Raw genomic sequence first — 21,964 nt, 5'->3', positions numbered from 1 at the left:
CCCATCATTTCGGGAGGGGCCGCAGGGGGATCAAGCATGACGCCTGAAGATAGGATTCATGCGCTTGGCATCTGGCAGGGCCCGATCGAAATCTCGCCGATAGCAGGCGGCATCACCAACAGGAATTATCTGGTCAGCGATGCCGTCGCGCGCTGCGTGGTCAGGCTCGGCACCGATATTCCGATCCATCACATCAACAGGCAGAACGAGCTTGCCGCAAGCCGTGCCGCCCATGCAGCCGGCATTTCGCCGGCGGTCATCCACCATTCGCCGGGCGTCCTGGTGCTCGAATATATCGAGGCGAGAGCGCTTTCGCCGGAAGATATCAGGACGCCGCAAATGCTGGCCCAGGTCGTGCCGCTGGTCCGCGCCTGCCATCGCGACATTGCCCGGCATTTCCGCGGCCAGGCTATGATCTTCTGGGTCTTCCACGTCATCCGCGACTACGCCGCCAATCTGAAGGTGTCGAAGAGCGCCTATCTTCCGCTGCTGGCGGGGCTCGTCGGCAAGGCTGATATGTTGGAAGAAGCGGCAGGACCTTTCGAGATCGCCTTCGGCCATAACGACCTGCTGGCCGCGAACTTTCTCGATGACGGCAAACGGCTCTGGCTGATCGACTGGGACTATGCCGGATTCAACACGCCGCTTTTCGATCTTGGCGGATTGGCCTCCAACAACGAGCTCTCGCAAGCGGCCGAGCGCGCGATGCTGGAGACTTATTTCGACCGGCCGCTGACCGATAATCTCAGCCGGCGCTATACCGCGATGAAATGTGCCTCGCTGCTACGCGAGACGCTCTGGAGCATGATTTCGGAAATCCATTCCACCATCGATTTCAATTACGCCGGCTACACGGCCGAAAATCTCGCGCGCTTCGAGCGCGCCTATCAAGCCTTTGAACAGGACCAATAAATGACGAAGGAATTACCGAAGACGGCGAAAGCCGTGGTCATCGGCGGCGGCATCATCGGCTGCTCGACGGCCTATCATCTCGGCAAGCTCGGCTGGACCGATACCGTGCTGCTGGAGCGCAAGAAGCTTACCTCGGGCACCACCTTCCATGCCGCCGGCCTCGTCGGCCAGCTGCGCACCAGCGCCAACATCACCCAGCTTCTCGGCTATTCCGTCGATCTCTACAAGCGGCTCGAGGCGGAAACGGGTCTCGGCACCGGCTGGAAGATGAATGGCGGCCTGCGCCTTGCCTGCAACGAGGAACGCTGGACCGAGGTCAGGCGCCAAGCGACCACCGCCCAGTCCTTCGGCCTCGAAATGCAATTGCTGACCCCGCAGGAAGCCTTCGATCTCTGGCCGCTGATGACGATCGACGATCTCGTTGGCGCTGCCTTCCTCCCGACCGACGGCCAGGCCAATCCCTCCGATATCACCCAGGCGCTGGCCAAGGGCGCCCGCATGTCGGGCGTTTCGATCTTCGAGGATACCGAAGTCCTCGACCTTGAAATCGACAAGGGGAAGATTCGTGCCGTCGTTACGGCGCAAGGGCGCATCGAATGCGAGCGTGTCGTCGTCTGTGCCGGCCAATGGACGCGCGCCTTCGCCGCTCGCATCGGCGTCAACGTGCCGCTGGTCTCCGTCGAGCACCAATACATCATCACCGAATCCTTCGGCGTGCCCTCCAACCTGCCGACGCTGCGCGATCCCGATCGGCTGACCTATTACAAGGAAGAGGTCGGCGGCATCGTCATGGGCGGCTACGAGCCGAACCCCATCCCCTGGGCGAAAAACGGTATCCCCGACGGTTTCCACTACACGCTGCTGGACAGTAATTTCGACCATTTCGAGCAGATCATGGAACAGGCGCTCGGTCGCGTTCCGGCGCTGGAAAACGTCGGCGTCAAGCAGTTGCTGAACGGCCCGGAAAGCTTCACGCCGGATGGCAACTTCATTCTTGGCGAGGCGCCGGAGCTGAGGAATTTCTTCGTCGGCGCCGGTTTCAACGCCTTCGGCATCGCTTCGGCCGGCGGCGCCGGCATGGCGCTGGCCGAATGGGTGACGAAGGGCGAACCACCTTATGATCTATGGCCGGTCGATATCCGCCGTTTCGGCCGGCCGCATTTCGATACGGACTGGGTGCGGACACGCACGCTCGAAGCCTATGGCAAACACTACACCATGGCCTGGCCGTTCGAGGAACATTCGAGCGGCCGCCCTTGCCGCAAATCGCCGCTCTATGACCGGCTGAAGGCGCAGGGCGCCTGTTTCGGCGAAAAACTCGGCTGGGAACGGCCGAACTGGTTTGCCGATCTCTTCGCCAACGAGGAGCCGAAGGATATCTACAGCTACACCAGGCAGAACTGGTTCGAGGCGGTCGGCCGCGAGCATAAGGCCGTGCGCGAAGCGGCCGTGATCTTCGATCAGACGTCCTTTGCCAAATTCGTGCTGAAGGGCAGGGATGCCGAGGCAGCGCTATCCTGGATCGCCGCCAACGATGTCGCAAGGCCTGTGGGATCGCTTGTCTACACGCAGATGCTGAACGACAAGGGCGGCATCGAATGCGACGTGACGGTCGCCCGCATCGCCGAGAACGAATATTACATCGTCACCGGTACCGGCTTCGCCACCCATGACTTCGACTGGATCGCACGCAATATCCCGGCGGCGATGCATGCCGAACTTGTCGACGTCACCTCCGCCTATTCCGTGCTGTCGCTGATGGGGCCGAATTCCCGTGCCGTGCTGGAAAGGGTGACGGGCAGCGACGTCTCGAATGCAGCCTTCCCCTTCGGCAAGGTCAGGACCGTCGGCATTGCAGGCTGCCCCGTGCGGGCCCTGCGCATCACCTATGTCGGCGAGCTCGGCTACGAACTGCATATTCCCGTTGAATATGCGACCACGGTCTATGACGTGCTGATGGCATCCGGCGGCGAGCTCGGCCTCGTCAATGCCGGCTACCGCGCCATTGAGAGCTGCCGCATGGAAAAGGGTTATCGCGCCTGGGGGTCGGATATCGGTCCCGACCATACGCCTGTTGAGGCCGGTCTCAGCTGGGCGGTGAAGATGCGGAAGAGCATTCCGTTCCGCGGCCGTGAGGCGATCGAGCGGCAGCTTTCGGGAGGCGTCAAGAAGCGCCTCGCCTGCTTCGTTCCCGAGGATTCCGATGCCGTGCTGCTCGGCCGCGAAACGATCTATCGCGACGGCAAGCGCGTCGGCTGGCTTTCGAGCGGCGGCTTCGGTTATACGCTGGGCAAGCCGATCGGCTACGGCTACGTCCGCAGCCCCGAAGGGGTGACGGAAGAGTTCGTCCTCTCCGGCACCTATGAGCTTGACGTCGCGCGGGAACGCATCCCCTGCAGGGTGTCGCTGTCGCCGCTCTACGATCCGGATATGGCGCGGGTGAAGGCGTAGCGGCTGCTGCCTAGAACAGCGGCAAGCGGTCGTCCTGGATCAGGATCTCCAGCTTGTCAGCCACATCCTGCGTCCAGGCTCGGTGGCCTGTCAAGGCCGCCGGGAAGAGTCCCGGAAGGGTGAAAAGAGCCGCCGAGATCGCGAGGCCGGTGCGCGGGATATCGGCGATGAGAGCGGCGATTTCGCCAGCCCTGGGATCGCGCAATTCGTAGCGCTCGCCGTTGCCGTGCTCGCCGATCGCATAGCGCATCCATGCGGCAACAGCGATCGCATAGGTCTCTGCCCTGTCGCCATGCGCCAGTGCTTCGGTTGCCGGTTCCAGCAGCCGCTGCGGCAGTTTCTGCGTGCCGTCCATGGCGATTTGATAGGTGCGGTGTGCGATCGCCTTGTTTGCAAAGCGCGCTATCAATTCGCTGGCATAGTCATCGAGGTCGATGCCGGGAACCGCATCGAGCGTTCTTGCCGCTGCATGCATGTGGCGGTAGGCAAGTGCTGCCAGAGCTGCGTCATCCATCACGTCGCGGATGAATTCATAGCCGCCGATATAACCGAGATAGGCAAGCAGCGAATGCGCGCCGTTCAGCATCCGCAGCTTCATCTTCTCGTAGGAGGAGACCTCCTCGACCATCAGTGCGCCGCGCACCTTTTCCCAGGCCGGCCGGCCATTGGCGAAATGGTCTTCGATGACCCATTGCGTAAAGGGTTCGGTCTCGATCGCCGCCATATCCGTGCGGCCCGTCAGCCGTTCGGCATCGGCATAGGTCGCCGCGGTGCTGGCCGGCGTGATGCGGTCGACCATCGTCGACGGGAAGGGCACATTCGCCTCGATCCAGCGATGCAGGTCGGGGTCTATGCGGGAGGTGAATTCCAGCACCAGGCGCTTCAGCACGGCGCCGTTGCTCGGCAGGTTGTCGCAGCTCAGCGGCGTGAAGGGCGCGATGCCCTTCTGCCTGCGGCGGGCGAGGCCTTCGACGAGATAGCCGATGACGCCGCGCGGCGCATGCCGGTTGGCAAGGTCGGCGACGATATCGGGGTGTTTCAGGTCGAGGCCGCCGGTTGCGGGATCGAAACCATAGGCCTTTTCCGTCACCGTCATGCTGACGATGCGGATATCGGGGTCTTCGAGCCGCGCCAGCAGGCCGGCCGGATCGCGCGGCGCCACATGTGCCTTCAGGATCGAGCCGACCACCTCAGCCTTCGTGCCTGAGGTATCGCGGATCAGCGTCGTATAGAGCCCGTTCTGGGCGCTCAGATTGTCGGCGACATCGGGCGTGCGCAGGCTTGCCACCTCGATGCCCCAGTCACCGCCTGCGGCTGCGAGCGCGCCGTCCGTGAAGGGTGCGAAATGGGCGCGGAAGAAAGCGCCAGGGCCGAGATGCAGGATGCCGGCCTTCAGCGCATTCCTGTCATAGGCGGGAAGTTTCGCCGTCGGCGCAAGGCCGGTCAGGTTCTGTAGTCTATCGCTCACAGCTTGTAGGCCTTTTTCGCATTGTCATAGGAGAGTTCGCGCGCGACGATCTCGGCGTCCCGCTTGGAAATCCGGTGCTCGGCGGCAAGCTGGGCAAGGAAGCGGCAGACTTCGCGGCGCCAGACGTCATGCCGCGCGGGGATCGAAAGCAGCGCGCGCGTATCGTCGTTGAAACCCGCCATATTGGCAAAGCCCGCCGTCTCGACCACTTGGTCGAGGTAGCGGCGGATGCCGTTCGGGCTGTCGTAGAACCACCAGGGCGGGCCGATCATCAGGCAGGGCCAATGGCCTGCCATTGGCGCCAGCTCGCGTGCATAGGTCGTCTCGTCGAGCGTGAAGAGCAGCACACGCAAACCCGGTGCGTGGCCATATTTTGATAGCAGGGCATTCAAGCCGCCGACCCAGTCCGTGCGTGTCGGGATATCGGCGCCCATATTCGGGCCGCGGGTCGAGAAAAGCCCGCGGTCGGTATTGCGTCTGGAGCCGGCATGGATCTGCATCACCATGCCGTCCTCGGCCGAAAGTCCGGCCATCTCGGTCATCATCTGGCCGCGGAAGAGCTCGGCCTCTTCAGGCGAAAGCGGACCCTTCAGCGCCTTGTCGAGCAGCGCCTGTTTTTCCGCAAGCGGCAGGTCGACGGTGAAGGCCGTGGGCACACCGTGATCGGTCGCGGTGGCGCCGAACTGGCGGAAATAGGCGCGCCGGCGCCGATGCGCCTCGATCAGGCCGTCCCAGCGCGTTACCTCGGTGCCGGTGATCTCTCCGAACTTGATGAGATTGTCGCGGAAGCCGACGGCATCGGGATCGGTGACGCTGTCCGGCCTGTAAGTGGTGCGCACCTTGCCGATCCAGCCGTCGGCCGCCAACTTCTGGTGATGCGCCAGAGGATCGAGCGCTCCATCCGTCGTCGCGATCGTTTCGATGCCGAATCGCTGATGCAGCGCCCGCGGGCGGAATTCCGGAAGGGCAAGCTGGGCATTGATATGGTCGTAGAGCGCATCGGCATTGTCTGATGTCAGCGGCTCGGTGCAGCCGAGCACGGCCGACATGGCGTGGTCGACCCAGAGGCTCGAAGGCGTCCCGCGGAAAAGGTGGTAGTGCGCGGCAAAAGTCCGCCAGATCGCCCGTCCCGTTTCCACCGGCTTGCCGTCGAGCCGCGGCACGCCGAGCTCGTCCAAGGTGACGCCGACGCTGTGCAGCATGCGGAAGAGATAGTGATCGGGAATGACCAGCAGCGAGGCCGCGTCTTCGAAGGGCTTGTCGTCGGCGAACCAGGAGGGTTCGGTATGCCCGTGCGGGCTGACGATCGGAAGATTGCGCACCGTCTCGTAGAGGTCTCGCGCGATGGTCCGTGTTGCCGGATCAGCCGGAAAAAGCCGGTCCGGATGAAGAAAGCCGTTTCCTGCATCCATCAGTATTCCTCCCTGATGGATAACGGCCTACCCCACAACATCAGGCGCGGCAAGGTCTTTTAGTAACCAAACGGTACAGTTTTGCGCATGGCCGCGCCGGGCATGGAAAGCATTGACGAGGTGGCCTATTTCCGCTTTGGGAGAACCATCTGTTCTGCCGGTTTCGGCAAAGGAGGATCGATGTCCGACGAGACGAACCACATCACCCGGCTGGAAGAAATGCTGGCCCACCAGGCAAAGGCGATCGAAGAGCTTTCCGATCAGCTCGCCGAGCAATGGAAGACCGTCGAGCAGATGCGCACCAAGCTCGACCGGCTGACCGAACGCTTCCTGTCGCTCGAGGAGCAGTCGCTGGAGGCGCCTGGCATCACCCGCCCGCCGCATTATTGACGGCACGCGGCGCAATGCCGCGTGTCGTTGGGTGTCTTGCGCCATGAGGCGGCGGATCAAACGCCGCCGATGCAGAGATATTTCATTTCCAGATAGTCGTCGGCGCCGTGCCGCGAGCCTTCGCGGCCAAGGCCGGATTGCTTGATGCCGCCGAAGGGCGCCGTCTCGGATGACATCAAGCCGGTATTGATGCCGATCATGCCGTATTCCAGCGCTTCCGCCACCCGCCAGACCTTCTTCAGATCGCCGGCGTAGAAATAGGCGGCGAGGCCGAACTCCGTGTCGTTTGCCTGTTGAATGACATCCTCGACCGTGTCGAAGCGAAAGAGCGGCGCCACCGGCCCGAAGGTCTCCTCGCGCGCCACCTTCATGCCGCGCGCAACGCCGGTCAGCACCGTCGGTGTGAAGAAGGTGCCGGCGCCGTCGATGCGCTTGCCGCCGGTCAGCACCTTGGCGCCCTTGGCAAGCGCGTCGCTGACATGATCTTCGACCTTGGCAAGGCCTTGCGCGTCGATCAGCGGCCCGATGACGACACCCGGCTTGAAGCCGTCGCCGACCGACATCTCGGCGACCTTGGCGGCAAGCTTGGCGGCGAAGGCGTCATAGACGTTCGACTGGACATAGAGGCGGTTGGCACAGACGCAGGTCTGGCCGGCATTGCGGTATTTGGAGGCGATCGCGCCTTCGACGGCAGCGTCGAGATCGGCATCGTCAAAGACGATGAAGGGCGCGTTGCCGCCGAGCTCCAGGCTCACCTTCTTGATCTGGTCGGCGCACTGCCGCATCAGGATGCGGCCGACCTCCGTCGAACCGGTGAAGCTGATCTTGCGCACCTTTTCGTTGCCGCAGAGCTCGCGGCCGATTGCCGGGCCGTCGACCCCGACGATGACGTTGAAGACGCCGGCCGGAATGCCGGCCTGCTCGGCGAGTACGGCAAGTGCGATCGCCGTCAGCGGCGTCTGTTCGGCGGGCTTCGAGACCACGGTGCAGCCGACGGCAAGCGCTGGGGCGATCTTGCGGGTGATCATCGCTGCCGGGAAATTCCACGGCGTGATCGTTCCGACGACGCCGACCGGCTGCCGGATGACGAGCATCCGTTTATCGTCGGAAGGCGCGGGGATCGTCTCGCCGTAGATTCGCTTGGCTTCTTCCGCATACCATTCGATATAGGCCGCGGCATAAAGGATCTCGCCGCGCGCTTCCGGGAACGGCTTGCCCATTTCGGCGGTCAGGATCGCGGCGAGTTCGTCGGCATTGACGACCATCAGGTCGAACCATTTGCGCAGGATCGCGCTGCGCTCCTTGGCCGGACGGGCAGCCCAGCCCGGCTGGGCGGCATGGGCTGCATCGATCGCCGCCCGCGTCTCTGCCGCACCCATATCGGGCAGCGAGGCGAGCAGCTCGCCGGTTGCCGGGTTCAGCACGTCGAAAGTCTTTGTGGCATCGCCTGATGTCCAGACGCCGTCGATATAGCCGGCATCGCGCAGCAGGGGCGAGGAGAAGGTAACGTGCTTGGTCAGTGCGCTGGTGAAAGCCATGTCATATCCTCCTTGGGAGTGTGGCTGCCGGTTGCCGGCAGCCATTGAAATCCGGTTCGGGTGCGCTTAACGGCCCGCGCTCGCTTCCAGCATCGAGGCTTCGAGAATATCGAGCGCTTCGCCGAAGATCTCGTCCTGGATGGTGATCGGTGCAAGAAAGCGGATGACGTTTCCGTGGACGCCGCAGGTGAGCAGGATCAGGCCCTTGTCGAGCGCGATCAGTCGCACCTGGTTGGCGAATTCCGAGCTCGGCAGTCCCGTCGTCCGGTCGTTGAATTCGACGGCGTTCATGAAGCCCGGTCCGCGGATATCGACGATCTCCGGCACCGTCTCGCGCAACGATTCCAGCCGCTGCTTCAGCCGTCCGCCAAGCTGGTTGGCGCGGTTGCAGAGATCTTCATCGGCAATGACGTCGAGCACGGCGTGGGCAGCGGCGATCCCGAGCGGATTGCCGCCATAGGTACCGCCGAGCCCGCCCGGTCCCGGCGCATCCATGATCGCGGCGCGGCCGGTGACGGCGGCGAGCGGAAAGCCGCCGGCCAGGCTCTTTGCCATCGTCGTCAGATCGGGCGCCACCTCATGATGGTCCATCGCGAACATCCTGCCGGTGCGGGCAAAACCGGTTTGCACCTCGTCGGCGATCAGCAGGATGCCGTGCTGGTCGCAGAGCTCGCGCAGCGCCTTCATGAAGGCGGCAGGTGCCGGGTAGAAGCCACCTTCGCCCTGCACCGGCTCGATGATGATGGCCGCGACGCGCTGCGGATCGACATCGGCGGCGAAGAGCTTCTTCAGCGCCGCCAGCGACTGATCGGCGGTGACGCCGTGCAGCTCGACCGGGAAGGGAATATGGAATACGTCGCCGGGCATGGCGCCGAAGCCGACCTTGTAGGGCACGACCTTGCCGGTCAGCGCCATGCCCATGAAGGTGCGGCCATGGAAGCCGCCGCCAAAGGCGATGACGGCCGAGCGGCCGGTTGCGGCACGCGCGATCTTGACGGCGTTCTCAACCGCTTCGGCGCCCGTCGTAACGAAAATCGTCTTCTTCTCGAAATCGCCAGGCAGCAGCGCGTTCAGCCGTTCGGCAAGGTGCACGTAGCTTTCGTAGGGCACCACCTGATGGCAGGTATGGGTGAACCGGTCGAGCTGATCCTTGACCGCTGCGATGACCCGGGGGTGGCGGTGGCCAGTATTGAGAACGGCGATGCCGGCGGCGAAATCGATGTAACGGCGGCCTTCCTTGTCCCAGATCTCCGCATTCTCTGCGCGATCGGCATAGATCTGAGTGGTCATGCCGACGCCGCGTGAAATAGCGGCGTTCTTCCGGTCGGTAAGGCTTGTCGCGGTCATCGATGGCTCCTGCGTTGAGAGGGGGTGGAAAGCTATCTTGTATAATTTCTGCAAGATGTATATAAAACTCCTACATTTTTCCTGCAAGAAAACAAGCGGCATTTTTTGCTTCAAACATCACGCTTTTTGATGGAGGTTCTGGGGCGATTGGAATCGGGGATAGTTTCGGATGAACGATAACGGGCCTGTGCGCTACAAGGTGGCGGAAGCCGCGCGGCTGGCGGGCGTTTCGGCCTCGACGCTGCGCCTCTGGGAAAGCCAGGGCCTGGTGGTTCCCGGCCGTTCGGAAACCGGCCATCGGCAATACAGCGCCGACGATGTGGCGCGGCTGAAGCGCATTTCCTGGTATCGTGTCGAGCGGGGCCTTAATCCCGCGGCAATTCGCGAGGCGCTGGAGAGCGAGGAGCCTTCCGCCGACGGCGCCGAGGCAAGCCAGGATGCCGGCCTTGGCCGCAAGCTGCGCAGCCTGCGCCATGCGAGCGGCAAGACACTCGATCAGGTGGCCGGCGACATCGGCGTCACCTCGTCGACACTCTCGACGCTGGAGCGCACCTCGCAGGGCGTGAGCTTCAAGACGCTGCACGATCTGGCAGACTATTACGGCACCACCGTCTCCCGCCTCTCGGGTGAGGAAAGCGGGGAGGTGCCGGCGCTGGTGCGCGCCGGCGAATGGCGCAGGTGGCCGGAAACGACGCCGGGTGTCGCGGTGCAGCTTCTCGCCGAAGGCCGCCGGATGATGGACTGCCATCGTTTCGTGCTGGCGCCGGGTGCTGCCAGCGAGGGCGCCTATCGCCACGAGGGCGAGGAATTCATGCATGTTCTGTCCGGCCGGCTCGAACTGGTGCTCGACGGCGATCAGTTCTTCGATCTCGGCCCCGGCGATTCACTCTATTTCGAAAGCCGCCGCGACCATTCCTGGCGCAACCGCCACGATGGTGAAACCGTGCTTCTCTGGATCAACACGCCGCCGACATTCTGAACGGCTAAGGACGCAAGGCGCTCCAGCAGCAGGAAAGCGGTTTCGCACTCTGCGCCTTTGCGCTATAGCGCTGCTGCATAATTCCTTAAATCGGAATCGATTTAAGGATAAAATTATGCAGCCATCAAAGTGCTACAGCGTCCTTTGCGACTCTCGAAAAGACGTGCGGCGCTGTAGGGGATGCATCGAACGAAAGACAGTCTCATGGCAGCGACCATACGTTATCACGAAGGCGATATTTCCGCGGCCGATGCCGCCCGCTACACCGGCGCGATTGCCATCGACACCGAAACGCTCGGCCTGGTGCCGCGCCGCGATCGGCTCTGCGTCGTCCAGCTTTCGCCGGGTGACGGCACCGCCGATATCATCCGCATCGCCGCCGGTCAGAAAGAGGCGCCCAATCTCGTCGCCCTGCTTGAAGACCCCACCCATCAGAAGATCTTTCATTACGGCCGCTTCGATATTGCCGTGCTCTTCCATACCTTCGGCGTCACCGCGACCCCGGTTTTCTGCACCAAGATCGCCTCGCGCCTGATCCGGACCTATACGGATCGCCACGGCCTCAAGGACAATCTCAAGGAGATGCTCGACGTCGACGTCTCCAAGGCGCAGCAATCTTCCGATTGGGCGGCCGAGAGGCTGTCTCCGGCCCAGCTCGAATATGCCGCCTCCGACGTGCTTTATCTGCATGCGTTGCGCGATAAGCTGACGGAACGGCTGATCCGCGACGGCCGCTACGATCATGCGACGGCCTGTTTCGAATTCCTGCCGACCCGCGCCAAGCTCGACCTGCTCGGCTGGGAAGAGGCCGATATCTTCGCCCACAGCTGAGCGAATTGCCTTCATTCTGCGTTTGCTAGTAACCAGGCGGCAGACTTGTCCGCGGCCGTTAGCGATTCATTAACGCCTGTTTATTAACATTCCTGTTAATTTTTATGCATTCGATGACGCCGGAACTGCGTCATGCGGATAGGAGGATCTGCTGGGATGCAAGGGGACCGGATGAGCGCGGTCCTTTTCTAGAGCCTGCTTTCATCGTCACTTTACGAAAGGAGCATGCCATGTTGACTCCCGTTCGTGCAGCGTCCAATGCAAGCTTTTCGTCCCAGGGTCAGACAGCGGCGATCGTCGCCAGTGGTCTCGGCCACTCGGTGATTGCCCCTGCGCCTGTCAACGCCGTCGAAGCCTCAGACCTCAATTCCGCCATTGCCGGCAAGCTCAATATTCTGCTCCTTGCGGCGCGCGAGCGCATGGTCGAAGCCCTTTTCGATGTCATCGATGCGGCAGGCCGCTCGATCTCGCTGGATCGTGGCGAGGACGAGAGCAATCTTGCCTTCGCCTCTCGGCTCGCCGATGCCATCCGGCGGCTGCCAACCGCAAGGATCGACGAGGTCGAGCGCCAGCTCGCCGAGAATGGGCATAGCGTGCCGCTCCGGACGATCGCCGAGGCCCTGAAGAACCCGACAGGCCCTGAAGCCGCTCGCATCGTCGCCTATCTGGAAATCGTCCGCTATAAGGATCGCGATCTCGCCGCCCGCGCGGTCGTCCGCTCCTATGGCCAGAACGATGCATCGCCGATGCGCGCGGAAGCTCGCCCCGAGATCCGGCTGCCCGAGATAAGACTGCATGAGGACAGGCTGCCTGCCGCCATGCGTCAGCCGGCAGACACGGCGTCAGCCGATTCAATGGTCGAGGCCGCAGCTCCGGCGACCATCGAGGAAGCGGTCATCGCCGAAGCCGTGGAAGCTGCCGATCCGGAAGCGCCGAAGGCTGAAAACCAGGCTCAGTCCGCCCCGGCGACCACAAGGGAGGTCGCCCCGGAAAAATCTGCGTCGCAGGAGATTGAAACCCGGCAACCCTCGTCGACGGAAGCCGCAGCAGCCGATGATACGCAGGCAACGCCGGAGCCGCCTGCCATCGAAACCGGTGCGATGTCGGAAAAGGTCGATCCTGTCATTCCCAGGAACTGGGCAGGAATTGTTGCCTCCATGACCGAAGAAGTCTCCGAGATGATCGCCACCATCATCCGCGAGCAGGACATCGAAACCGTGCTGGAGGATGTTCCCGTCGAGGCGGCCGTGGAGATCGATGCGATCCTCGATGACGCCGTCATCAGCGATGCGACCGAGACCTTGACCAGGCAGCCAGCCGAATTCACAGCACCCGATCCTCGCCAGTCCGCGGCGCTCCGTCCGTCGCAGATGGATATTGAGACCGTGGCTGCGGCCGTCCGTCAGCCGAAAGAAATCTCCGCGCAACCGCAGATGATGCCGGTTCCCGAGACGGCCGCGCCTTCCTATGTGCCGTTGGCGGCAAGGATGCCGGAGGGATTTGCCTATACCCAGCTGCCTTACCAGTTCGCCAAGGACACGCCGTCGAACGACAAGGCAGGCGAAATGCATCACCAGCATCAGCACCACCGCGACGACGCGTCCGAGGATCAGCAGCAGGCGCAGTCCGGCGGCGAGGATGCCGAGCCCGACGCCGAAGAAACCGACGCCGCACCCAAGCGGAGGACGCCAAGGATGATCGATACCGAACCGTCGGCTTATCAGCCAGGCCGCCCGGACGATGACCCGGTCTACGCGCTCTATCAGCGCATGGTCGGCTGGGAATAGAGCAATTCCAGGAAAAGTGCGAAGCGGGTTTCCCAGGTAAAGCGCGAAGCGCTTTTGCCGGGGATTGCGTAAAAACAAGAGGATAGGGCGGTTCTGCGCTCCGTTAAAAGCTGAACCGCTCTAGCACTTTTTCATCGCCTGAAAATGAAGAACCCGCCGGATCGCTCTGGCGGGTTCTTCAATTCAAAGGCGGATGCGAGGCTTATTCGCCGCCGCGGTTCTTCAGGGCTGCGCCCAGGATGTCGCCGAGCGAAGCGCCGCTGTCGGACGAACCGAACTGGGCAACGGCTTCCTTCTCTTCCGCAATCTCCAGAGCCTTGATGGACAGCATGATCTTGCGGTCCTTCTTGGAGAAGTTGGTGACGCGGGCGTCGAAGACCTGGCCGACCGAGAAGCGCTCAGGGCGCTGTTCGTCGCGGTCGCGGGCGAGGTCGGCGCGACGGATGAAGGAAGTGATGTCTTCGTGGTTGACGAGCTTCACTTCGACACCGCCGTCGTTGACCGCGATGACTTCGCAGGAAACGACTGCATTCTTGCGCAGGTCGCCAGAAGCAGCGGCGTCGCCGACTGCATCCTTGCCGAGCTGCTTGATGCCGAGCGAGATGCGTTCCTTCTCAACATCGACGTCGAGAACGACGGCCTTGACGACGTCACCCTTGTTGAACTCCTCGATGACCTGCTCGCCTGGACGGTTCCAGTCGAGGTCGGAGAGGTGCACCATGCCGTCGACATCGCCGTCGAGGCCGATGAACAGGCCGAATTCGGTCTTGTTCTTGACTTCGCCTTCGACTTCAGTGCCGGCCGGATGGCTGCGGGCGAATGCTGCCCACGGGTTTTCCAGCGTCTGCTTGAGCCCGAGCGAGATACGGCGCTTGGACGGATCGACTTCGAGAACGACGACTTCGACTTCCTGGCTCGTGGACAGGATCTTGCCGGGGTGAACGTTCTTCTTGGTCCAGGACATTTCCGAGATGTGGATCAGGCCTTCGATGCCCGGCTCCAGCTCGACGAATGCACCGTAGTCGGTGATGTTCGTGACGGTACCGGAAATCTTCTTGCCTTCCGGATACTTGGCCTGGATGCCATCCCACGGATCGCTCTCGAGCTGCTTCATGCCGAGCGAGATACGGTGGGTTTCCTGGTTGATGCGGATGATCTGAACCTTGACCTGCTGGCCGATGTTCAGGATTTCCGACGGATGGTTCACACGGCGCCATGCCATGTCGGTGACGTGCAGCAGGCCGTCGATGCCGCCGAGGTCAACGAACGCACCGTAATCGGTGATGTTCTTGACGACGCCGTCAACAACCTGGCCTTCTTCGAGGTTCTGAACAATTTCAGAACGCTGCTCGGCACGGGATTCTTCCAGAACCGTACGGCGCGAAACCACGATGTTGCCGCGGCGCTTGTCCATCTTGAGGATTTCGAAGGGCTGCGGGTTATGCATCAGCGGGGTCACGTCGCGGATCGGACGAATGTCGACCTGAGAACGCGGCAGGAAGGCGATCGCACCGTCGAGGTCGACCGTGAAGCCGCCCTTGACCTGGTTGAAGATCACGCCTTCGACGCGCTCGCCAGCTTCGAACTTGGCTTCGAGCTTGACCCAGCTTTCTTCGCGGCGAGCCTTCTCGCGCGACAGAACGGCTTCGCCAAGCGCGTTTTCGATGCGCTCGACATAAACTTCGACTTCGTCGCCGACCTTCAACAGGCCGTCCTTGGCGCGCGCGCCGAATTCCTTGAGCGCGATGCGGCCTTCAACCTTCAGGCCGACGTCGACAACGGCGACGTCCTTCTCGATGCCCGTGACGATGCCTTTGGTGACATAGCCTTCGGCCAGGTCGTTCTTGGCAAAGGACTCTTCGAGAAGAGCCGCGAAATCCTCGCGGGAGGGGGTAGCTACTGACATAAAATCTCCTGCGTGTCCTGAAACGGAAGCGGACACGTATGCGCCGGTTGGTTTGCGTTGAACGGGCCTGAACCCAGTCCGCCCTCTCTGACGAAGGCAATCCGGCGCTTGGACGGAATTTCAGGCTTGCTGTATTAGAAGCGATCCATGCTCAGAGCACGCAAAATCGCTTGAATTTAGGCATTTCGGCTCAAGACCGCATCGATGATCGATTGAGCAGCTTGAAACGCGGCCTCTATACTCATTTCCGACGTATCAAGCAAGTGCGCATCATCAGCTGGTTTCAAAGGGCTGTCGGCCCGTCCCACGTCGCGTTCGTCGCGCCGCTTGACGTCCTCGAAAATCGCATCGAAATCCGCCGTCAGGCCTTTGCCGAGGATCTCGTCATAACGGCGTCTTGCGCGGACCTCCGGCGACGCCGTTACATAGAGCTTCACCGGCGAATCCGGGCAGACGACCGTGCCGATATCGCGCCCGTCGAGTACGGTTCCCGGCGCTTTCACCGAAAACCGCCGTTGCGCTTCGACCAGAGCCCGGCGCACCGCCGGCATGACGGCAATCTTCGAGGCAGCTTCGCCGATCTCATGTTTGGAAAGTATATCGCGATCCAATCCAGCGAGTTCAACCTCTCTTGCGATCTTTTCTGCCACCGCCTCGTCGTCGAGCGGCAGGCCGGCATCGAGCAGCGCCTTGGCCGTGGCGCGATAGGTCAGGCCGGTATCAAGATGGTGATATCCGTAGCGCTCTGCGATGAGGCGCGAGAGCGTGCCCTTGCCCGCTGCCGCCGGGCCATCGATGGCGATGGTGAAGGTCTCGTTCGTCATGTGATCAATCCTGCGGCAGCGCGCCGAAACGGCAAATGAGTTTGGCTTCGCGGAATGGTGGCTGGCACATCATTCCGGCACCTCCTCGATCTTTGCGCCAAGGCCGGTCATCAGCTGCATGAATTCGGGAAAGCTGGTCGCGATCATCGCCGCGTCGTCGATCGTGACAGGATGCTCCGAGGCAAGCCCCATGACAAGGAAGCTCATGGCGATGCGATGGTCGAGATGTGTGCTGACCCTGCCGTCGGCAGCGTTGCCGAGGCCCTTGCCGTCTGGCCGGCCGCGCACGATGAGAAAATCCTCGCCTTCGTCGCAGTCGACTCCATTGAGTTTCAGGCCATCGGCGACGGCGGAAAGGCGGTCGGACTCCTTGACGCGCAGTTCCTCCAGCCCCTTCATGACGGTCGCCCCCTCGGCGAAACAGGCGGCGACGGCGAGAATAGGATATTCATCGATCATCGACGGCGCGCGGTCTTCGGGGACGGTCACGCCTCTGAGCTCGGAATGGCGCACGCGCAGATCCGCCACGTCTTCGCCGCCGGCAAGACGTGCATTCACCACCTCGATATCGGCCCCCATCTCCTGCAGCGTCAGGATCAGCCCGGTGCGGGTCGGGTTCATCAGCACGTTGACGATGGTGATGTCGGAGCCGGGGACGAGCAGCGCCGCAACCAGCGGGAAGGCGGTGGAGGAGGGATCGCCGGGAATGTCGATCACCTGGCCCGTCAGCCTGCCACGCCCTTCGAGCCGGATTGTGCGCACACCCTCGCTATCGGTCTCGACGGAAAGGGCAGCGCCAAAACCCTGCAGCATCTTTTCGGTATGGTCGCGCGTCATCACCGGCTCGATGACGGTGGTGACACCCGGCGTATTGAGGCCGGCAAGCAGCACGGCCGATTTCACCTGGGCGGATGCCATCGGCACCCGATAGCGGATCGGGCTCGGCGTTCCCGGGCCTTTGAGCGTCACCGGCAGCCTGTCGCCCTCGGAGGCGCTGACCTGCACGCCCATTTCGCGCAGCGGATTGAGCACGCGGCCCATCGGCCGTTTCGAAAGCGAGGCGTCGCCGATGAAGGTGGAGCGAAAGTCATAGGTGCCGACGAGGCCCATGGTCAGCCGCGCGCCGGTGCCGGCATTGCCGAAGTCGAGCGGCGCGTCAGGCGCAAGCAGCGCGCCGTTGCCGGTGCCGTCGATCACCCATTGCGCGCCATCCTTGCGAATCCTGGCGCCCATCGCCTGCATCGCCCGGCCGGTATTGATCACGTCCTCGCCTTCGAGCAGGCCGGTGATCCGGGTTTCGCCGGAAGCAAGCCCGCCGAACATGAAGGAACGATGCGAGATCGACTTGTCGCCCGGAATACGGACGCTGCCGGTAAGACCGGCGGATTTGCGGGCGGTGGCGGGCCTGGGCGCAGAGCCGTGCAGCATGCGTAATCCTTTGCAAACGCAGTCTATTTTTGCCACAAGACAGGATTGGCCGGTCGCAATTCCCGTCCGCTTCTGCAGCTGTTGCGGCTCGTTAACATAAACGCGCCGGGCGGTCATCCGTCGGCTTGCCAAAAAACCCGCGCTCGGATCGCAAAGTTTGGCTTTGACATGGGAAGCCACAGCGATTAAGGGGACCGGCTTATAAATTCCGATGGAACGCCGGCTTGAACGGCATCTGCCGAATCTCATATTCGGCTATTCACACGAGGCTTATAGTGGCGAAAGCGGAACTTGGAACCAAGCGTACCGATCCGGAAACCGGCAAGAAGTTTTATGATCTGAACCGGGATCCGATCGTCTCTCCTTATACCGGCAAGTCCTACCCTCTGTCCTTCTTCGAAGAAACCTCGGCGATCGCCGAAGTTGCCGAGGAAGACGAGGTTGCGGAAGTCGATACTGAAAACACCGAAGTCGAACTGGTTTCGCTTGAGGATGCCGATGACGCTGCCTCTGGCGACGACATCCCCGATATCGGCGACGACGATGTCGAAATCGAAGGCGATGACGACGACGATACCTTCCTCACACCCGACGAAGATGACGATGATGACGACATGAGCGACATCATCGGCGTGACCGGCGACGAAGACGAAGTCTGAGACCGCATTTCGGCCCGGCGAGGAAAAAATTCTCCGGGCCAGATTTTTTAGGCTTGCTATCTCCGGAATCCGGAAGTAATAAGCCGCCACTCCGAAGGGCACGCCTTGAGGAGCATCCCAGGACCGGCCCTGAGCCGGACCACCTTGATGGGGCTATAGCTCAGCTGGGAGAGCGCTTGCATGGCATGCAAGAGGTCAGCGGTTCGATCCCGCTTAGCTCCACCACGCTTCGCCCTTACGGGCTTCGCGTGGCACAGCCGCGAGAAACCGTTAGGCCGAAGCAGTGCCCGGCATAGCCCGAAGGGCGACGACGGGCTGAAACGCTGATGTGGTATGTCTATATTCTCCGCAGCGTCGATTTTCCCGATCAGGAATATACCGGGTCTACCGCAGATCTGAAACAGCGGTTTGCGGCTCACAATGCCGGAAAGTCTGCCCACACTGCCAAATTCGCACCGTGGAATTTGCTCTAGTATTGCGCCTTTCCCGACAAGCTCAAAGCTCTTGAATTCGAAAAATATCTGAAATCGCATTCTGGCAGGGCTTTTGCCAGCAAGAGACTGGTCCAGCCGAAACTGGATCCGGGTCGCCTCGCCAACTAGAAGATCGATTCCGATTAAGTGCCGTCTCTGCCGTCTGAAAGTGTTGCGCGACGCTATCGTCTGAGAGCTGACTTTCAGTTTTCCGGTCGGTCCTTAAGCCCCTCGGGCCGGAACTGTTGAAGCTCGACGCCCGTCTCCTCAGCAACTTTAATGAGAGCCCCAAGGACGGCGGATTCTTCGTTCCAGATGTAAGATGGTCCTTGTCTTCTATCAGCGGCATTGGCGAGCCCTGGTACCACTCAGCAATCTTTCCATCTGGTGACCTACGCCTCAGCCAATGACCTGAGCAAGACGCCGCCGCATCATTCGGACCCGACGAACCTTAACCGGGCTCGCCCTCGTCGGCTCGATCTCGTTTCTGGCGGGCATGACCGATGCGACCGGCCTTCAGCTGTCCGGCGATTTCATCTCCTTCATGACAGGCAACACGACGCGGCCGCACTGGCCTTGAGTGAGGGCAATCTTTATCACGCGGCGGTCCTGATCTCCGCCACCGTCGCGCAGAAATTCTTCGAGGCAGCAGACGCAACGAAAAGCGCTTGGGCGGCGGTTCTGAGACGAACAGATCTTCCTCACTGTGACGAATTCCGAAGGAGAGCCTTATAGCGGCCTTGATGACGCAACCTTCCAAGGCGGACTAAAACGCGCTGCCGCATCCTTTGGTGCGCGTCGCAAAGACAGCCGAAAGCAAGGGCTGGAACCGCGATGAATGAGAGCCCGTACGAGGCATCCACGCGCAAGCCGCTTGGCGATGGAAGATGCATCGCTGGAGGCCACAAGTGAGAATTCATCGGCAATAAGAAAGTATCGAGGGCGGCCGTTCCGGGCAAAGAGCCAAAATTAGAATATTTTGTCTATTGATTTTATGGATTATGGCGTTCCATAGCCCTGTCGATTTTAACAATGAGATTTTCGAACGTCCGGCGGATGCGTCGTTGGGCGCATGTGACTTGCCGTCTTCTTCCAAGATCAGCCAGGAGATATCCATGAGCAATCCAGTTCTCGTCAATCAGATCATTCTCGAGTCCGATGTCGTGCCGCTGACCGGCCGCGTCGGAGCCGAAATCAGGGGTGTTCGCCTCGGCGGTGACCTTTCGGACGCGACGGTCGCAGCCATCAACCAGCTTCTCTTGAAACACAAAGTCATCTTTTTCCGCGATCAGGACCATCTTGGCGATCCAGAACAGGAATCCTTCGCTCGCCGCCTGGGCGACCTTGTGCCTCATCCAACCCAAGGCCCAGTGGCCGGCACGGCCTCCATCCTCAATCTCGATTCCAGCCGCGGTGGCGGCAGGGCGGACCAGTGGCACACCGACGTCACCTTCGTGGATGCCTATCCTAAATTCTCGGTCCTTCGCGGCGTCGTCATTCCGGCGGCTGGAGGGGATACGATCTGGTCCAACACCCATGCCGCATACGAAAGTCTGCCAGCATCGCTCAAATTGCTGGCGGACAATTTGTGGGCCATTCACAGCAATGCCTATGACTACGCAGCGGTGCGCCCTCGCGCCACCGCTGACGAGAAGAAGCACTTCGAGGAAGTTTTCACGTCGACCATCTACGAGACCGAGCACCCAGTCGTGCGGGTCCATCCCGAAACCGGCGAAAGATCGCTGCTGCTCGGCAATTTCGTTCAGCGCCTCATCGGCTTGTCGAAGAGCGACTCCACGAAACTCTACGACGTGTTCCAGTCCTACGTTACCGCCCCGGAAAATACGGTGCGCTGGCACTGGAGAGCCGGCGACGTCGCAATCTGGGATAATCGCGCGACCCAGCACTACGCTGTCAACGACTACGGCGACCAGCACCGGGTCGTGCGTCGCGCCACCGTTGACGGCGACGTCCCCATCAGCGTCGACGGCCGCCGCAGCGTAACCCACGTCAAGGCCGCCAAGCCGAAAGCAAAGGCCGCGTGAGCGCGGCCGGACTAGGGAACGACCATGAAGCTTGATATAGCGCGGCGCTTGCCGCGCTACTCGATCGGCGAACGCGCGTCAGAGAGGGCGAACTGAGCGCGGTCCCATTGAAAGCCCGGAACTGCTGCTCGGCGCGCTTTCGAGCTGCCAGACCCGTACCTTTCTCATCCATGCTTCCGATCAGGGCGTGCCGCTGGGATCGTTGCATGCTGAGCCACAGGGGTTCGAGCTTGTCACATAGGCATCCGAGATAATTGCCGCCATCGCGCTGCGATTTCCAGGCATGCCGGTTGTGAGCGGACGCCGACGACAAGGGGTGCGCCGGTACGGCCCAGATGGCGAGCGCTCAGTTCGCCTGAAACAAATTCCTGATACACCAAGGAAAAGTCCGAAGAGGAGCACACCCATGGCTAGTCAACCCGTTACCACCCGCATCGTCCTAGCATCGCGCCCATCCGAAAAGCCGGTGGCTGCGAATTTCCGGCTCGAGCGGGAGACGGTTCGCGATCTCGCCGAGGGTGAGGTTCTTCTCAAGACGCTTTATCTTTCCCTTGACCCCTACATGCGGGGCCGCATGGACGACGCCAAGTCCTATGCCAAGCCGGTCGAAATCGGCGGTGTGATGGAAGGGGGCACGGTTGCGCAGGTCGCACGCAGCCGCAACACGGCGTTCAAGGCGGGGGATATCGTGCTCTCGCATTCCGGCTGGCAGAGCTATTCGATTTCCGATGGTGCGGGCTTGCAGAAGCTCGATCCGGAAACCGCACCGATCACGACAGCACTCGGCATTCTTGGAATGCCCGGCTTCACGGCCTATGCCGGACTTCGCAATATCGGCAAACCCAAGGCCGGGGAAACACTTGTGGTCGCTGCAGCGAGCGGCGCGGTTGGCTCGGCAGTTGGGCAGATGGCAAAGATTTACGGTGCGCGTGTTGTCGGAATTGCAGGCGGGTCCAAGAAATGTGACCACTTACGCCAGGAGCTCGGCTTCGATGTCGCGATAGACCATCATTCGAGCGATTTTCCGGCACAACTCGCAGCCGCTTGTCCGAACGGAATCGATGTCTATTTCGAGAATGTTGGTGGCCACGTCTGGAGCGCGGTGTTTCCGTTGCTGAACGACTTCGCGCGGATACCGGTCTGTGGGCTCATCGCGCATTACAACGAAACATCCTCTGTCTCGAGCGGACGTGATCAGCTTCCTGCGGTGATGCGTGCCATCCTGCGGAAAAGCCTCACCATACGAGGCTTCATACAGCGCGAATTTGCCGACCAGCGTCCCGACTTCTCCCATCAGGCCGGAGCGTGGATCTCCGAAGGGCGGCTCAAGTACAAGGAAGATATCGTTGACGGACTTGAAAACGCTCCCGAGGCTTTCCTTGGCCTTCTGGAAGGGAAAAATTTCGGAAAGCTGATCGTGCGCGTCGCGCCCTGAACATAGCCTTGGCCTTATCGATTTCCCGGCGCAGTTCTTTTTGCTCACGGTCGGAACAGAACAAAAAAGCGAATCCCGA

16 protein-coding genes, 1 tRNA gene and 2 pseudogenes are annotated in these 21,964 nt (G+C 61.6%); 12 read left to right on the top strand and 7 right to left on the bottom strand.

Annotation, left to right across the window (positions count from 1 at the left end):
* The first annotated feature begins 36 nt into the window (after nucleotides 1-36).
* Together FFM53_RS12850 and FFM53_RS12845 are read left to right on the top strand one after the other, a co-directional pair.
* Nucleotides 37-912 carry a phosphotransferase gene (locus tag FFM53_RS12850; RefSeq protein WP_138388536.1) on the top strand — a complete coding sequence of 292 codons (876 nt, stop codon included), beginning with the start codon at nucleotides 37-39 and terminating at the stop codon, nucleotides 910-912.
* Nucleotides 913-3,363 carry a GcvT family protein gene (locus tag FFM53_RS12845; protein WP_138388535.1) on the top strand — a complete coding sequence of 817 codons (2,451 nt, stop codon included), beginning with the start codon at nucleotides 913-915 and terminating at the stop codon, nucleotides 3,361-3,363.
* A 10-nt stretch (nucleotides 3,364-3,373) separates the two neighbouring features.
* Here FFM53_RS12845 and FFM53_RS12840 read toward each other — a convergent pair whose 3' ends face one another.
* Both FFM53_RS12840 and uxaC read right to left on the bottom strand, forming a co-directional pair.
* Nucleotides 3,374-4,831: a mannitol dehydrogenase family protein gene (locus tag FFM53_RS12840; protein WP_138388534.1), complete on the bottom strand. Its 1,458-nt coding sequence runs from the start codon at nucleotides 4,829-4,831 to the stop codon at nucleotides 3,374-3,376.
* Entirely contained in the window at nucleotides 4,828-6,243 is a 1,416-nt protein-coding gene (gene uxaC, locus FFM53_RS12835) for a glucuronate isomerase (protein ID WP_138388533.1), read from the bottom strand. The genes FFM53_RS12840 and uxaC overlap by 4 nt, the downstream gene beginning before the upstream one ends.
* Before the next feature lie 180 nt (nucleotides 6,244-6,423).
* Between uxaC and FFM53_RS12830 the strand changes: the two genes are divergently transcribed.
* Nucleotides 6,424-6,633: a SlyX family protein gene (locus FFM53_RS12830; protein ID WP_138388532.1), complete on the top strand. Its 210-nt coding sequence runs from the start codon at nucleotides 6,424-6,426 to the stop codon at nucleotides 6,631-6,633.
* A gap of 56 nt (nucleotides 6,634-6,689) precedes the next feature.
* Here FFM53_RS12830 and FFM53_RS12825 read toward each other — a convergent pair whose 3' ends face one another.
* Together FFM53_RS12825 and FFM53_RS12820 are read right to left on the bottom strand one after the other, a co-directional pair.
* Nucleotides 6,690-8,171 carry an NAD-dependent succinate-semialdehyde dehydrogenase gene (locus tag FFM53_RS12825; protein ID WP_138388531.1) on the bottom strand — a complete coding sequence of 494 codons (1,482 nt, stop codon included), beginning with the start codon at nucleotides 8,169-8,171 and terminating at the stop codon, nucleotides 6,690-6,692.
* Between the two features lie 66 nt (nucleotides 8,172-8,237).
* Complete coding sequence (locus FFM53_RS12820) at nucleotides 8,238-9,518, bottom strand: 4-aminobutyrate--2-oxoglutarate transaminase (protein WP_138388530.1); 1,281 nt, start codon at nucleotides 9,516-9,518, stop codon at nucleotides 8,238-8,240.
* A gap of 169 nt (nucleotides 9,519-9,687) precedes the next feature.
* On the opposite strand from FFM53_RS12820, the gene FFM53_RS12815 reads away from it, so the two are divergent.
* From FFM53_RS12815 to FFM53_RS12805, 3 genes are all read left to right on the top strand, one after another.
* The gene (locus FFM53_RS12815) at nucleotides 9,688-10,497 is read left to right on the top strand and encodes a MerR family transcriptional regulator (RefSeq protein WP_138388529.1); all 810 of its coding nucleotides are present in this window, start codon (nucleotides 9,688-9,690) and stop codon (nucleotides 10,495-10,497) included.
* A gap of 204 nt (nucleotides 10,498-10,701) precedes the next feature.
* Nucleotides 10,702-11,328: a ribonuclease D gene (locus tag FFM53_RS12810; protein WP_138388528.1), complete on the top strand. Its 627-nt coding sequence runs from the start codon at nucleotides 10,702-10,704 to the stop codon at nucleotides 11,326-11,328.
* A gap of 230 nt (nucleotides 11,329-11,558) precedes the next feature.
* Nucleotides 11,559-13,115 carry a hypothetical protein gene (locus tag FFM53_RS12805; RefSeq protein WP_138388527.1) on the top strand — a complete coding sequence of 519 codons (1,557 nt, stop codon included), beginning with the start codon at nucleotides 11,559-11,561 and terminating at the stop codon, nucleotides 13,113-13,115.
* A 202-nt stretch (nucleotides 13,116-13,317) separates the two neighbouring features.
* On the opposite strand, the gene rpsA is transcribed toward FFM53_RS12805, so the two are convergent.
* The 3 genes from rpsA to aroA all read right to left on the bottom strand — a co-directional run bounded on the left by rpsA (nucleotide 13,318) and on the right by aroA (nucleotide 17,273).
* Nucleotides 13,318-15,021 carry a 30S ribosomal protein S1 gene (gene rpsA / locus FFM53_RS12800; RefSeq protein ID WP_003544285.1) on the bottom strand — a complete coding sequence of 568 codons (1,704 nt, stop codon included), beginning with the start codon at nucleotides 15,019-15,021 and terminating at the stop codon, nucleotides 13,318-13,320.
* A 176-nt stretch (nucleotides 15,022-15,197) separates the two neighbouring features.
* Nucleotides 15,198-15,845: a (d)CMP kinase gene (gene cmk / locus FFM53_RS12795; protein WP_138388526.1), complete on the bottom strand. Its 648-nt coding sequence runs from the start codon at nucleotides 15,843-15,845 to the stop codon at nucleotides 15,198-15,200.
* A 69-nt stretch (nucleotides 15,846-15,914) separates the two neighbouring features.
* Complete coding sequence (aroA, locus tag FFM53_RS12790; protein ID WP_138388525.1) at nucleotides 15,915-17,273, bottom strand: 3-phosphoshikimate 1-carboxyvinyltransferase; 1,359 nt, start codon at nucleotides 17,271-17,273, stop codon at nucleotides 15,915-15,917.
* Nucleotides 17,274-17,548: 275 nt separating this feature from the next.
* Between aroA and FFM53_RS12785 the strand changes: the two genes are divergently transcribed.
* The 6 genes and pseudogenes from FFM53_RS12785 (at nucleotide 17,549) to FFM53_RS12765 (ending at nucleotide 21,885) form a co-directional block, all read left to right on the top strand.
* The gene (locus FFM53_RS12785) at nucleotides 17,549-17,932 is read left to right on the top strand and encodes a TIGR02300 family protein (RefSeq protein WP_011649932.1); all 384 of its coding nucleotides are present in this window, start codon (nucleotides 17,549-17,551) and stop codon (nucleotides 17,930-17,932) included.
* A 149-nt stretch (nucleotides 17,933-18,081) separates the two neighbouring features.
* Nucleotides 18,082-18,157, top strand: a tRNA-Ala gene (locus tag FFM53_RS12780).
* 101 nt (nucleotides 18,158-18,258) lie between these two features.
* Nucleotides 18,259-18,534: pseudogene (locus FFM53_RS12775) on the top strand (GIY-YIG nuclease family protein).
* A gap of 301 nt (nucleotides 18,535-18,835) precedes the next feature.
* Nucleotides 18,836-19,032, top strand: a pseudogene (locus FFM53_RS36290) (DUF1275 family protein); the annotation flags it as partial.
* 488 nt (nucleotides 19,033-19,520) lie between these two features.
* The gene (locus tag FFM53_RS12770) at nucleotides 19,521-20,450 is read left to right on the top strand and encodes a TauD/TfdA dioxygenase family protein (RefSeq protein ID WP_138388524.1); all 930 of its coding nucleotides are present in this window, start codon (nucleotides 19,521-19,523) and stop codon (nucleotides 20,448-20,450) included.
* Between the two features lie 406 nt (nucleotides 20,451-20,856).
* Nucleotides 20,857-21,885, top strand: a complete 1,029-nt coding sequence (locus FFM53_RS12765; protein WP_138388570.1) for an NADP-dependent oxidoreductase — start codon at nucleotides 20,857-20,859, stop codon at nucleotides 21,883-21,885.
* Nucleotides 21,886-21,964: the final 79 nt, after the last annotated feature.

The sequence above is a fragment of the Rhizobium indicum genome, assembly GCF_005862305.2.
GTDB lineage: Bacteria > Pseudomonadota > Alphaproteobacteria > Rhizobiales > Rhizobiaceae > Rhizobium > Rhizobium indicum.
The sequence above is the reverse complement of the archived record's forward strand: the minus strand, read 5'-3'. Positions and strand labels throughout refer to the sequence as shown.